The following is a 13,046-nucleotide window of genomic DNA, read 5'->3' on the forward strand; positions in this document are numbered from 1 at the left end:
AGGCATGCGTAACTGGCTCGGCAATGACGGCAACTGGATCGTGGCGGGACTGGCGGCGGCCATCACCGTGCCGCTGTTGAGCTTTGTCGCCGGCATGCCCTTCTGGATTGCCGCTATCATCGCCCTTCTGGTCTTTGCCGGGCTCGTCATTCTGCTGGCGCCGCGCCGGCTGTTCGAAGGACTCGATTTGAAGCGCATCGGCAGCGGGCGCGTCGCCTTCGCCCGCGACCTCCTGGAGGCGGCCGTTCCCTTTGCTGAAAGGCTGGAGAGCGCTGCCGATGCGATCGCCGACAAGCCGGCGGCGAAGGCTGTCCGGCACCTTGCCGAGATCGCCGCCGACGTCTTTCGCAAGGTCGAGGCCAAGCCCGAAAGCGCCAATGCCGTGCGCCGGTTTCTCTCCTATTATCTGCCGCGCGCCGCCGAGGTGGCGGAAGGGTTTGCCGTGATCGAAGCCAAACGAGTTCCCGACCCGAAGCAGTTGGGGGAGGTGCGCGGCGTTCTGGTGAAGCTCGAAGAGGCCTTCGTTCATTACGCCGACAGCCTCGTCGACGAGGAACTCGGCACGCTCGACACTGATCTGCGCCTGATCCAGGCATCGCTCAAGGAGGATATCGGACGCTGATGGCCCTTTCTCGTCGCGCCTTTGGAGTAGGACTGCTCGGAGCCGGTATCGCCGGCACCGGCGGTTATATCGCCGTCAGGGACCGGCCGGAATGGCAGGGCCTGCTGGGCAGCCGCACAACGCTGTTCGGCTTTGTCGGCGGCGAGAAGGAGGCCTTCCTTGCCGACTCCGACGTCATCAGCGCGCTCGGCGCCTACGGAGTGACGATGGATAGCCGCGTCGCCGGCTCCGTCGAGATGGTGCGCGAACAGGCGCTGCTGTCGCAGCATCCGCAATTTCTGTGGCCGTCCTCTTCGATCATGGTCGATATCGCCCGGCAGAACGGCATTGGTATCCGCAACGACCGCGTCGTGCTGAATACGCCCATCGTCGTCTATTCCTGGCAGCCCGTGGTCGACGGGCTGATGAAGGCAGGACTGGTGACGGTGACCGGCGAAGGTCATCATCAGCTCGATCTGAAGGCGCTTCTCGACGCGATTCTTGCGGGCGCCGACTGGTCGAAGCTCGGCGTCAATTCGCTATATGGCCGCGCCCGCATCGTCTCGACCGATCCCAACCGCTCCAATTCCGGCTTCATGTTCGCCGGTCTGGTGCTCAGCCTTTTCAGCGGCAATGTCGCGACATCGGCCGATCTCGCCGCGTTCGGCGGCAAGGTGCAGGCGATCTTCCGCAACATGGGCTTCAAATCGCCGTCGTCGGGAAAGCTTTTCGACCAGTATCTCGCCGGCGGGCTCGGCGGCGAGCCGATGATTGTTGGCTATGAGAATCAGCTGGTTGAATGGATCCTCGCCGATCCCACCCGCTGGGATCGCATCAAGTCGAGCACGGGTGCAAAGCCGGTGGTGCTCTATCCGCGTCCGACGGTCTATTCCGCGCATCCGCTGATCGTCGTCGACGAGAACGCAAACCGGCTGATCGAGGCTCTGACCAGCCCGCGGCTGCAGGAACTTGCCTGGGCCAAACACGGCTTCCGCGGTCCCTTGGGTACAGCGACCGGCGATGCCGACAGCGCCATCGGCAGCATGCTGCCGGCCGAGGTCGACGCCATTCTGCCGATGCCGGACGCAGGCGTCATGCTGTCGCTGCTGTCGACGCTGGCAAGCTGAGCGCGGCATCTGCAGGGCAGGGCAGCGTCGTGTCGCGCGGCGGAATCCTTGTTTTTATGCTGAATGGAATGTTTTCCTTGCTTTTATGCCGAACGGGATGTAAGGGCACCGGCATTCCACACGTAAGGCATGGGACCGTCCGGGAGAAATCCGGGCTGTTCCGCCCGGTGGCATCTTCGAAGAGGATGCTGTTCGCCTTGCGGAGGTTCAACCGGAAAAGGATAAAAAGGCATGGCATTGCCCGATTTCTCTATGCGCCAGCTTCTTGAGGCAGGCGTCCACTTCGGCCACCAGACGCATCGCTGGAACCCGAAGATGAAGCCGTACATCTTCGGCGATCGTAATAACATTCACATCATCGATTTGGCCCAGACCGTTCCGATGCTGTCGCGCGCCCTTCAGGTCGTCAGCGACACCGTTGCTCGCGGCGGTCGCGTTCTCTTCGTCGGCACCAAGCGTCAGGCGTCCGAGATCATCGCCGACAGCGCCAAGCGCTCGGCCCAGTACTACGTCAACTCGCGCTGGCTCGGCGGCATGATGACGAACTGGAAGACGATCTCCAACTCGATCCAGCGCCTGCGCAAGCTCGATGAGATCCTCGGCGGCGAAGCCCAGGGCTTCACCAAGAAGGAGCGTCTGAACCTCGAGCGCGAGCGTGAAAAGCTCGACAAGGCTCTCGGCGGTATCCGCGATATGGGCGGCACCCCCGACCTGATGTTCATCATCGACACCAACAAGGAAAAGATCGCGATCGACGAAGCCAAGCGCCTCGGCATCCCGGTTGTCGCCATCATCGACTCGAACTGCGATCCCGACCTGATCGACTATCCGATCCCGGGCAACGACGACGCATCGCGCGCAATCGCTCTTTACTGCGAGCTGATCTCCCGCGCTGCCATCGACGGCATCGCGCGTCAGCAGAGCTCTTCCGGCCGCGATCTCGGCGCATCTTCCGAAGTTCCGGTCGAGCCGGCTCTCGAAGAAGCAGCCGAAGGCTGATGAAAGCGGGCGGATCGAAAACTCCGCCAAAGCTTGCATGGACTGGGGAAGGCCGCTCGCGACTCATCGAAGTTCGGCGGCCTTACCTGTTTCAGGCGGAGGCATCAGCGCTTCGCCAGATAAGTTTTCGTTATGACGCGTCTTCATCACGCTGTCATACATACAGGTACATTTCGTGCCTCAATCCGGTGCCGCGCCGCGCTTTGCGGCCCACCGTTTGAACCGACAAGAGGAAGATAATGAGCGAGATTACGGCTGCAATGGTGAAGGAACTGCGCGAAAAGACCGGCGCAGGCATGATGGACTGCAAGAAGGCGCTTGCCGAAACCAATGGCGACATGGAAGCGGCGATCGACTGGCTGCGCGCCAAGGGCATCGCCAAGGCCGACAAGAAGTCCGGCCGTACCGCTGCCGAAGGCCTCATCGGCGTTTCGAGCGAAGGCACCAAGGCCGTCGTCGTCGAAGTCAACTCTGAAACCGACTTCGTCGCCCGCAACGATGCCTTCCAGGATCTCGTCCGCGGCATTGCCAAGGTTGCTGTCTCCACGAACGGCAGCGTCGAGGCCGTTGCGGCCGCGACCTACCCGGCATCCGGCAAGTCGGTTTCCGACACCATTAAGGATGCGATCGCAACGATCGGCGAGAACATGAACCTGCGCCGCTCGGTGGCTCTCTCCGTCGAGGACGGCGTTGTTGCCACCTATATCCACAATGCCGTTTCCGACGGTCTCGGCAAGCTCGGCGTTCTCGTCGCGCTGAAGTCGACCGGCGACAAGGAAGCCCTGAACGCAATCGGCCGTCAGGTCGCCATGCATATTGCCGCGACCGCGCCGCTGGCGATCCGCCCGGAGGAAGTCGATGCCGCCGTCGCCGAGCGCGAGCGCAACGTCTTCATCGAGCAGTCGCGCGCTTCCGGCAAGCCGGACAACATCATCGAGAAGATGGTGGAAGGCCGCATGCGCAAGTTCTTCGAGGAAGTCGCCCTTCTCTCGCAGGCCTTCGTCATCAATCCTGATCTGACCGTCGCAGCTGCCGTCAAGGAAGCTGAAAAGGCCGTCGGCGCACCGATCGAAGTTGCCGGCATGGCCCGTCTTCTGCTCGGCGAAGGCGTCGAGAAGGAAGAGACCGATTTCGCAGCCGAAGTCGCGGCTGCCGTCAAGGGTTGATCTTCCAGCCATAATTGGGAAAACAAGAAGGGCATCGCGTGACAACGCGGTGCCCTTCGTGTATCGGGCATTCACGGCAATTTACGAGGAGCCAAGATGTCTTTAGAGCCTGTCTATAAACGCGTTCTGCTCAAGGCTTCCGGCGAAGCGCTCATGGGTGCTCAGGGTTTCGGGATCGATGTCGCGGTGGCGGACCGCATTGCATCGGATATCGCCGAGGCAAGGCATATGGGCGTGGAAGTCGGCGTCGTCGTCGGTGGCGGCAATATCTTCCGTGGTGTCGCGGTGGCATCAAAGGGCGGCGACCGGGTGACCGGCGACCATATGGGCATGCTCGGCACCATCATCAACGCGCTGGCGCTGGCGACCTCGCTGCGCAAGCTCAACATCGACACAGTGGTGCTTTCGGCCATCTCCATGCCGGAGATCTGCGAGAGCTTTTCGCAGCGCGCGACCCTCTATCATCTGTCGATGGGACGCGTGGTGATCTTTGCCGGCGGCACCGGCAACCCCTTCTTCACCACCGATTCCGCCGCGGCACTCCGCGCCGCCGAAATGGGTGCGCAAGCCATCTTCAAGGGCACGCAGGTCGACGGCATCTATAGCGCCGACCCGAAGAAATATCCCGACGCGACGCGGTTTGATCGTCTGACGCACCAGGAAGTGCTGGACAGAGGGCTTGCGGTGATGGACGTTGCCGCTGTGGCGCTCGCCAGAGAGAATTCCATTCCGATCATCGTCTTCTCGATCCACGAGAAGGGCGGTTTTGCCGAAATCTTGAAGGGCGATGGCCTCAAGACCATCGTCTCCGACAATTGATAGTTAGAGCATGATGGTGTCCGAAACCGCTGACGCTTTTCGGCATCATGCTTGAGACGGGAGCATCGACATGAGTGAAGGTATCGATATCAAGGAACTGAAGCGCCGCATGGATGGCGCGGTTTCCGCATTCAAGAGCGACATCGCATCGCTGCGCACCGGCCGTGCCTCGGCCAACATCCTCGATCCGGTGACGATCGAGGCCTATGGTTCGCGCGTGCCGCTGAACCAGGTCGCCAACATCACCGTGCCCGAGCCGCGCATGCTGACTGTTTCCGTCTGGGACAAGTCGATGGTCAGCGCCGTCGAACGCGGCATCCGCGAATCCAACCTTGGCCTCAACCCGATTGTCGACGGCCAGAGCCTGCGCATTCCGCTGCCGGAGTTGAACGAGGAGCGTCGCAAATCGCTCGTCAAGGTGGCTCACGACTATGCCGAAAAGAGCAAGGTCGCGATTCGCCATGTCCGCCGCGACGGCATGGATGGCCTTAAGAAAGCCGAAAAGGATGGCGTAATCGGCCAGGACGAGAGCCGTGCACAGTCGGAACGCGTACAGAAGATGACGGACGAGACGATTTCCGAAATCGACCGCTTGCTTGGCGAGAAGGAAAAGGAAATCATGCAGGTCTAGTGGATCTGTGCCTTTGCCTGGAAAGACCGGACGGGAAATGTCGGAAGCTGTATTTTTGACTGTGCCAGAGCATGTTGCCATCATCATGGATGGCAATGGCCGCTGGGCCAAGCAGCGTGGTCTGCCGCGCACGATGGGCCATCGCAAGGGCGTCGAGGCTGTGCGCGAGACAGTGCGCGCGGCCGGCGCGGCCGGCATAAAATATCTGACCCTCTTTGCCTTCTCCTCGGAGAACTGGCGCCGGCCCGAGGCTGAAGTCTCCGATCTGCTTGGTCTGCTCAAGGCTTTCATCCGCCGTGACCTGGCCGAGTTGCATCGGCAGAATGTGCGCATCAGGGTGATTGGCGATCGCCACAGCCTGCGCAGCGATATCCTCGGCCTGCTGCTCGAAGCGGAGGAGACGACCAAAGACAATACGGCGCTGACGCTGGTCATCGCCTTCAATTACGGCTCGCGCGATGAAATTTCCCGCGCCGTGGTGAGCCTGGCCAGGGACGTCGAGGCCGGTCGCCTGAGGGCGCAGGACATCACGCCTGCGCTGCTCGACGCCCGTCTCGACACGGCGGGTATTCCTGATCCGGATCTCATCATCCGGACCAGCGGTGAGGAGCGGCTTTCCAACTTCCTGCTGTGGCAGGCCGCTTATTCGGAATTCATCTTCGTTCCGGAATATTGGCCGGATTTCAGCCCCGAAATCTTCCGCTCGGCGCTTGAAAAATTCGCCTCCCGCGACCGGCGTTTCGGCGGCCTGTCGTCGCAGGCAGCCGCGGTTGGCACCTGATGCAGCGGGAACTGAAACTGCGCATCGCGTCAGGGCTGGTTCTCGCAGTCATCGTTCTTGCCGCCACCTGGTATGGCGGCCTCGCCTTCCGTGTCCTGGCGGCCGTGATCGGTCTGCTGATCTATTATGAATGGTCGAAAATAACCGGCGTCGCCCGTGACTGGGTTGCCAATGTCGTCGGCTGGATCGGCGAGGCGGCGATCGCTTTCCTGGTGCTTGTCGGCAATTTCGAGTTCGCCGCCGGCATGCTGGCCGGCGTGACCGCCGTCGGGATCGCCTTGATCATACTGCATGGCACGAGCCGCTGGTTCCCGGCCGGCCTGTTTTATGCCGGCGCCACCAGCGTGGCGCTCGCCGCGATCAGAGGCGACGATCGGCCGGGCCTTTATGCCATGCTCTTCGTCTTCGCCGTCGTCTGGGCGACCGATATCCTCGCCTATTTCGTCGGCAGGGCTCTTCGCGGGCCAAAGCTCGCCCCGTCGATCTCGCCCGGAAAGACATGGTCCGGCGCTATCGGCGGCGCCGTTTCGGCGGTCGTTGCCGGTGTGGCCCTTATGCATTTTTTTCTGCCGGGTGCGGAAGCCATCGCCGCCGTCGTGGCGCTCGTTCTGTCGGTTTGCAGCCAGTCCGGCGATTTGTTTGAATCTTTCATCAAGCGAAAATTCGGCGTCAAGGATTCAAGCCATCTCATTCCCGGCCATGGCGGCGTCATGGATCGTGTCGACGGACTGATTTTCGCCTGTTTTTCGGCGTTATTGCTTGCTGGGCTTTTTTCGCTGATAAAGGGGGCAGGAATGACGTCTCTTGGCGCGGCACTGTTCGCCCTCTGATGACACTGCAGGCTGACGGAAGGAACTCAAGGAAGTGATGAGCGGCCTATATACATTTCTGATGGGGAATGTCGTCACCTTCATCCTCGTGCTCTCGCTGCTCGTCTTCGTGCATGAGATGGGGCATTATCTGGTCGGGCGCTGGAGCGGCATTCGCATTCTCGCCTTTTCGGTCGGTTTCGGCCCGGAGATATTCGGCTTCAACGACCGCCACGGAACCCGCTGGAAGATTTCGGCAATCCCGCTTGGCGGTTACGTTCGTTTCTTCGGCGACGAGGACGCCTCGAGCAAGCCCGACAGCGAGAAGGTAGCCGCCATGTCCGAGGAGGACAGGGCGCGCTCCTTTGCAGGCGCCAAGCTGTGGAAACGCGCCGCGACCGTCGCCGCCGGCCCGATCGCCAACTTCCTGCTGGCAATCGCAATTTTCGCGGTTCTTTTCTCGGTCTACGGCCGCATGATCGCCGATCCCGTCGTGGCCGAAGTCACACCGGACGGAGCGGCGGCGGCGGCCGGCATCCTTCCCGGCGATCTTTTGGTTGCGATCGACGGCAGCAAGGTCGAGACCTTCGACGACGTGCGCCGCTATGTCGCCATTCGCCCGAGCCAGAAAATCGTCGTGACGGTCGAGCGCGGCGGCCAGAAGCTCGATGTGCCGATGGTGCCGCAGCGGACCGACCGGACAGACCAATTCGGCAACAAGATCGAACTCGGCCAGATCGGCATCGTCACCAACAAGGAAGCGGGGAATTTCCGCCTACGGACCTACACGCCGCTTGAGGCGGTGCGGGAAGGCGTGATCGAAAGCGCAGGCATCGTCACCGGCACCTTCAAATATATCGCCAATATTTTCGCCGGATCGATGCGGGCCGACCAATTGGGTGGGCCGATCCGCGTGGCGCAGGCGTCCGGCCAGATGGCAAGCCTCGGTATCGGCGCAGTACTGCAGCTTGCTGCGACCCTTTCAGTTTCGATAGGATTGCTTAACCTGATGCCCGTTCCGGTACTTGATGGCGGCCACCTGATGTTCTATGCGGTGGAGGCGGTGAGGGGCAGACCCCTGGGCGCCAAGGCTCAGGAAATCGCGTTTCGCATCGGCTTGGCAATGATACTGACATTGATGGTATTTACGACCTGGAACGACATAAGCCTGAGCTCAGGGTAAACGCGCAAGGCAAGGGAATTACTATTTATTTACGATGTTTCAAGGCTGTAGTGGCGAATGGGTCACGCTTCGAAATGAAGTAAACAGAAATTAACGCCCTCCCTTGCTTGTATGTCAAAAGCGGGTAAAACGACACACGTGACCGGAATCGGGTTGTCCCGGGGACGGGTACGAGGGAAAAAAGGTAATAGGTGAAATGAAGGCTGGTTCAAAGTTTTTGAACGCAGTATCGGCGGTTGCGCTGTCTGCTAGTGTTGTTGCTTCGGGCGCAGGCGCTTTGACGTTCGTTTCCGCTACGGCTGCCGAGGCCGCGGTCATCCAGCGCATCGATGTGCGCGGCGCCAGCCGCGTCGGCGCGGAAGCCGTTCGGTCGAACCTGACGATCACGCCCGGCAAGAGTTTTTCGAACACCGATATCGATAACTCGGTCAAGCAGCTCTACGGCACCGGTTACTTCTCCGACGTCAAGATTTCGGTCTCCGGCGGCACGCTCGTCGTCAATGTCCAGGAGGCCCAGCTCGTCAATCAGGTCGTCTTCAACGGCAACCGCAAGATCAAGGACGACAAGCTCGCGACGATCGTCCAGACTCATGCTGCCGGTCCCTATAGCGATACGCAGATCCAGTCTGACATCCAGGCGATCAAGGAAGCCTATGCCGCCACCGGCCGCAGCGAAGTCGAGGTGACGACGCAGGTGGTGCCGCTCGGCGAAGGTCGCGTCAATCTCGCCTTCGTCATCAACGAAGGCGACCGCACCAAGATCGATTCGATCAATTTCGTCGGCAACAATGCTTACAGCGCCGGCCGTCTGGCTGCTGTCATCAATACCAAGCGTTCGAACTTCCTTTCGTTCCTGACCCGCAAGGACGTCTATAACGAAGACAAGCTTCACGCTGATGAAGAAGCGCTGCGTCAGTTCTATTACAATCGCGGCTATGCCGATATGCGCATCGTCTCTTCCGATGCAAGCTTCGACGAGGCAACCAACAAGTACACGCTCACTTTCAACATCGAAGAAGGTCAGCGTTACGACTTCGGACCGGTGACCGTTCAGTCGACCGTCGAAGGCGTCGGCTCGGATCAGCTGCTGCCGCTGGTGCGCACGAAGGAAGGCCATGTCTACAGCGCCAAGGAGGTGCAGAAGTCGATCGAAGCCATCTCCGATCAGGTGGCCTCTGCCGGTTATCCCTTCGCGCGCGTCACGCCGCGCGGTAACCGCGACCTCAACAACAACACCATCGGTGTCGAATATCTGGTCGACCAGGGCGAACGCGCCTATGTCGAGCGCATCGAAATCCGCGGCAACAGCCGCACGCGCGATTACGTCATCCGCCGCGAATTCGATATGAGCGAAGGCGACGCCTTCAATCAGCAGATGATCACCAAGGCTAAGCGCCGCCTCGAAGCGCTCGGCTATTTCTCCTCCGTCAATATCTCCACCCAGCCGGGCAGCTCGCCGGATCGTGTCGTGGTGGTCGTCGACGTGCAGGATCAGTCCACCGGTTCGTTCGGCGTCGGCGCGGGTTATGCCGCTGGCGGTGACGGTCTGCTGCTCGAAGCGTCGATCGAAGAGAAGAACTTCCTCGGTCGCGGCCAGTACATCCGCATCTCGGCCGGCGGCGGTCAGGAAGGTTCGCGCGCCTACGGCGTCAGCTTCACCGAGCCCTACTTCCTCGGTTATCGTCTGGCGGCGGGCTTCGATGTCAACCACAGCGAAACGTCGAGCAACGACAACTACGATTACGAGGAAACCAGCGTCGTCCTGCGCGTCACCGCGCCGATCACCGAGGATCTGGCGACGACCTTCCGCTATAACTACAAGCAGATGAAGTATGACGCTGACAATAACGATCTTTCCGATCTGTCGGCACCGTATCAGCACCTTGTCGAGGACAGCCCGTGGACGCGGTCTTCTATCTCGCAGACGCTGACCTACAACACGCTCGACGACACCGTCCTGCCGCGCGAAGGCATCTACGCGACGGCGACGCAGGAAATTGCCGGTCTCGGCGGCGACTCGCAGTTCTACAAGATCTACGGCAAGGCCCGTTACTACTACCTGCTCGCTGACGACGCCGATATCATCGGCTCGGTTTCGGCCTCGGCTGGTTATGTCGTCGGCTTCGGCGAGCATCTGAACGTTTTCGACCAGTTCACGCTGACCAACGGCGACATTCGCGGTTTCGAAAACAAGGGTATCGGCCCGCGCGTCGCCGGCACCAACGACGATCCGCTGGGTGGTACGACGTATTTCACCGCATCGGCCGAAGCAACCTTCCCGATGCCAGGCTTCCCGCGTGACTTCAATCTGCGCGGCGCGGTCTTCGCCGATGCGGGCACGTTGTTCGGCAACGACGTCGATCTCAGGGGCGACGGCATCGAGGGTGAAGACGCCTCGCTGCGCGCTTCCGTCGGTGTCGGCGTCGTATGGCAGTCTCCCTTCGGTTCATTGCGTCTGGATTACGCGATCCCGGTCCTCAAGGAAGACTTCGACAAGACGCAGAACTTCAAGTTTGGCATCAACAACCAATTCTGATATCGGCAGTCCGGAACTGTAAGACTCAATTCCGTTCTGGAGCATTGCCGATGGAGCAAAACTATTTTTTTCTGCCCCATGAAGGTCTGAAGCTCGCTGAGCTGGCAGGGTTTCTTGGGGCGGAACTCGCCAATCCCGATCATGCCGATGTCATCGTCCACTCCGTCGCTCCGATCAACCGGGCGCAGGCGGGCGACGTTTGTTACATCCTGTCGCGCCGCAGCCGGGATGAGCTGCTGACCTGCCAGGCTTCGGCGGTGATCTGCGACAAAGCGCTCGCCGACCTCGTACCTCCGCACATCCCGATCATCCTGTCGTCCAATCCGCATGCGGCTTTCGCCATGGCAGGCGGCCTGTTCTACCCAGCAGCGCTGCGTCCGGTCGCCATTTCACCGGATGAAAGCGGGATCGCGCCGAGCGCGGTGATCGATCCGAGCGCCAAGTTGGAAAAAGGCGTGATCGTCGAGCCACTGGCGGTTATCGGCGCGCATGCCGAAATCGGCCAAGGCACCCGCATTGGCGCGCAAACCGTTATCGGTCCGGGCGTCAAGATCGGCCGCGATTGTTCGATTGCTGCCGGCGCCAGCATTCTCTGCGCGCTGATCGGCAATGGCGTCATCATCCATAACGGCGTTCGCATCGGCCAGGACGGTTTCGGCTATGCGCCAGGTCCGCGCGGCATGATCAAGATCGTCCAGATCGGCCGAGTGATCATTCAGGATAATGTCGAGATCGGCGCCAATACCACGATCGACCGCGGCGCCATGGACGATACGGTCATCGGCGAGGGGACCAAGATCGACAATCAGGTCCAGATCGGCCACAACGTCCAGATGGGCCGCCATTGCGCCATTGTCGCGCAGGTCGGCATCGCCGGCAGCACGAAGATCGGCAATGGCGTGCAGATCGGCGGCCAGGCAGGCATCAAGGGCCATGTGACGATTGGCGATGGCGTGCAGATCGCTGCCAAAAGCGGTATCATGACCGATCTTGCCGCTGGCGGGCAGTATGGCGGCGTACCGGCTCGTCCGCTGAAAGACTATCTGAGAGAGGCGGCGCAACAAGTGTCGAAATCCAAGTTGCGCGGGCGGAACCCTGGAGGCAAGGAAAATGACTGAGGAAGCCACGACGACGCTTTCTTCGGCTGACATCATCGAGATCATGAAGCTGCTGCCGCATCGCTATCCGTTCCTGATGGTCGACAAGATCATCGAGATCGATGGCGACAACGCCGCGATCGGCATCAAGAACGTCACGGTGAACGAGCCGCATTTCACCGGCCATTTTCCGGAGTCGCCGATCATGCCGGGTGTGCTGCTGATCGAGGGCATGGCGCAGACGGCGGGTGCGATCTGTGCCAAGAAGGAAGGCCAGCCCGGCAACCTTGTCTACTTCATGACCATTGAGAATGCGCGCTTCCGCAAGCCGGTCGTGCCCGGCGATCGCGTCGAATTCCACGTCAAGAAGCACAAGCAGCGCGGCAATATCTGGAAATTCCATTGCGACGCTAAGGTGGAGGGCGCGCTTGTCGCCGAGGCCGATATCGGCGCTATGATCGTTCGTAAGGATCAGGCATGAGTACGATTGCCGAAAGCGCCCGCATTCACCCGATGGCCGTCGTCGAAGACGGGGCCACGGTCGGTGAGGGCGTGAAGATCGGTCCCTTCTGCCATGTCGGGCCGCACGTCGTCCTGCAGGAAAATGTCGAGCTGCTGTCACATGCGATCGTCACCGGCCGGACCGTCATCGGCAAGGGCACACGCATCTTTCCGATGGCGGTCGTCGGCGGCGATCCGCAGAGCGTGCATCACGCCGGCGAAGAGACGACGCTTTCGGTCGGCGCCAACTGCACCATCCGTGAAGGCGTGACGATGAACACCGGCACGGCCGATTTCGGCGGCCAGACGATCGTCGGCGACAACAATCTGTTCCTGGCCAATTCGCATGTGGCGCATGACTGCCGGGTCGGCAACCACGTGATCATGTCCAACAACGTCATGCTCGCCGGCCACGTTGTCATCGAGGATCGCGTCATTCTCGGCGGCGGTTCGGCCGTTCACCAGTTCACCCGCGTCGGCCGCCAGGCCTTCGTCGGCGGTCTGTCGGCAGTGAGCTATGATGTCATTCCCTACGGCATGCTGAACGGCAATCCCGGTCTGCTGAGCGGCCTCAATGTCGTCGGCATGACGCGCGCCGGCATCGACCGTGCCGTCATCCACAGGGTGCGTCGCGCCTACAAGGCGATCTTCGAAGGAACGGCCTCGGTGCGTGAAAACGCCGCCGCCATCCGCGAGGAATATGCCGATTGCCCAGAGGTGGTGCAGATCCTGGATTTCATCGCGGCCGATAGCGACCGCGCCCTGTCTTCGCCGACCCGGGGTCAGAAGGGCTAGT

General features: G+C 61.0%; 13 protein-coding genes. All 13 read left to right on the top strand.

The features are described 5' to 3' along the window. Nucleotides 1-4 precede the first annotated feature (4 nt). The 13 genes from AMC88_RS09975 to lpxA all read left to right on the top strand — a co-directional run bounded on the left by AMC88_RS09975 (nucleotide 5) and on the right by lpxA (nucleotide 13,045). Nucleotides 5-622, top strand: a complete 618-nt coding sequence (locus AMC88_RS09975; protein ID WP_012483668.1) for a 5-bromo-4-chloroindolyl phosphate hydrolysis family protein — start codon at nucleotides 5-7, stop codon at nucleotides 620-622. After that, nucleotides 622-1,728, top strand: a complete 1,107-nt coding sequence (locus tag AMC88_RS09980; protein ID WP_012483669.1) for a type 2 periplasmic-binding domain-containing protein — start codon at nucleotides 622-624, stop codon at nucleotides 1,726-1,728. Before AMC88_RS09975 ends, AMC88_RS09980 begins: the two co-directional genes overlap by 1 nt. A 231-nt stretch (nucleotides 1,729-1,959) precedes the next feature. Beyond that, nucleotides 1,960-2,727: a 30S ribosomal protein S2 gene (rpsB, locus tag AMC88_RS09985; protein WP_008526906.1), complete on the top strand. Its 768-nt coding sequence runs from the start codon at nucleotides 1,960-1,962 to the stop codon at nucleotides 2,725-2,727. 239 nt (nucleotides 2,728-2,966) lie between these two features. Further along, complete coding sequence (gene tsf, locus AMC88_RS09990; RefSeq protein ID WP_009994369.1) at nucleotides 2,967-3,893, top strand: translation elongation factor Ts; 927 nt, start codon at nucleotides 2,967-2,969, stop codon at nucleotides 3,891-3,893. A gap of 96 nt (nucleotides 3,894-3,989) precedes the next feature. After that, nucleotides 3,990-4,712, top strand: coding sequence for a UMP kinase (pyrH, locus tag AMC88_RS09995; RefSeq protein WP_004678616.1), 723 nt, complete (start codon nucleotides 3,990-3,992; stop codon nucleotides 4,710-4,712). Between the two features lie 70 nt (nucleotides 4,713-4,782). Beyond that, complete coding sequence (frr, locus tag AMC88_RS10000) at nucleotides 4,783-5,343, top strand: ribosome recycling factor (protein ID WP_004678618.1); 561 nt, start codon at nucleotides 4,783-4,785, stop codon at nucleotides 5,341-5,343. Between the two features lie 37 nt (nucleotides 5,344-5,380). Continuing rightward, a complete protein-coding gene (locus tag AMC88_RS10005) occupies nucleotides 5,381-6,124 on the top strand; it encodes an isoprenyl transferase (RefSeq protein ID WP_012483670.1) in 744 nt (247 codons plus the stop codon). After that, the gene (locus tag AMC88_RS10010; RefSeq protein WP_012483671.1) at nucleotides 6,124-6,954 is read left to right on the top strand and encodes a phosphatidate cytidylyltransferase; all 831 of its coding nucleotides are present in this window, start codon (nucleotides 6,124-6,126) and stop codon (nucleotides 6,952-6,954) included. Before AMC88_RS10005 ends, AMC88_RS10010 begins: the two co-directional genes overlap by 1 nt. 37 nt (nucleotides 6,955-6,991) lie before the next feature. Further along, a complete protein-coding gene (gene rseP, locus AMC88_RS10015) occupies nucleotides 6,992-8,116 on the top strand; it encodes an RIP metalloprotease RseP (protein WP_064825197.1) in 1,125 nt (374 codons plus the stop codon). 196 nt (nucleotides 8,117-8,312) lie between these two features. Continuing rightward, complete coding sequence (gene bamA, locus AMC88_RS10020; RefSeq protein WP_064825198.1) at nucleotides 8,313-10,652, top strand: outer membrane protein assembly factor BamA; 2,340 nt, start codon at nucleotides 8,313-8,315, stop codon at nucleotides 10,650-10,652. Between the two features lie 50 nt (nucleotides 10,653-10,702). After that, on the top strand, nucleotides 10,703-11,770 hold the full coding sequence (gene lpxD / locus AMC88_RS10025) for a UDP-3-O-(3-hydroxymyristoyl)glucosamine N-acyltransferase (RefSeq protein WP_012483674.1): 1,068 nt from the start codon (nucleotides 10,703-10,705) through the stop codon (nucleotides 11,768-11,770). Next, the gene (gene fabZ / locus AMC88_RS10030; protein WP_012483675.1) at nucleotides 11,763-12,230 is read left to right on the top strand and encodes a 3-hydroxyacyl-ACP dehydratase FabZ; all 468 of its coding nucleotides are present in this window, start codon (nucleotides 11,763-11,765) and stop codon (nucleotides 12,228-12,230) included. Before lpxD ends, fabZ begins: the two co-directional genes overlap by 8 nt. After that, on the top strand, nucleotides 12,227-13,045 hold the full coding sequence (gene lpxA, locus AMC88_RS10035; RefSeq protein WP_012483676.1) for an acyl-ACP--UDP-N-acetylglucosamine O-acyltransferase: 819 nt from the start codon (nucleotides 12,227-12,229) through the stop codon (nucleotides 13,043-13,045). Before fabZ ends, lpxA begins: the two co-directional genes overlap by 4 nt. The last annotated feature ends 1 nt before the right edge of the window (nucleotide 13,046 follow it).

This window comes from Rhizobium phaseoli (genome assembly GCF_001664385.1).
GTDB classification, from domain to species: domain Bacteria; phylum Pseudomonadota; class Alphaproteobacteria; order Rhizobiales; family Rhizobiaceae; genus Rhizobium; species Rhizobium phaseoli.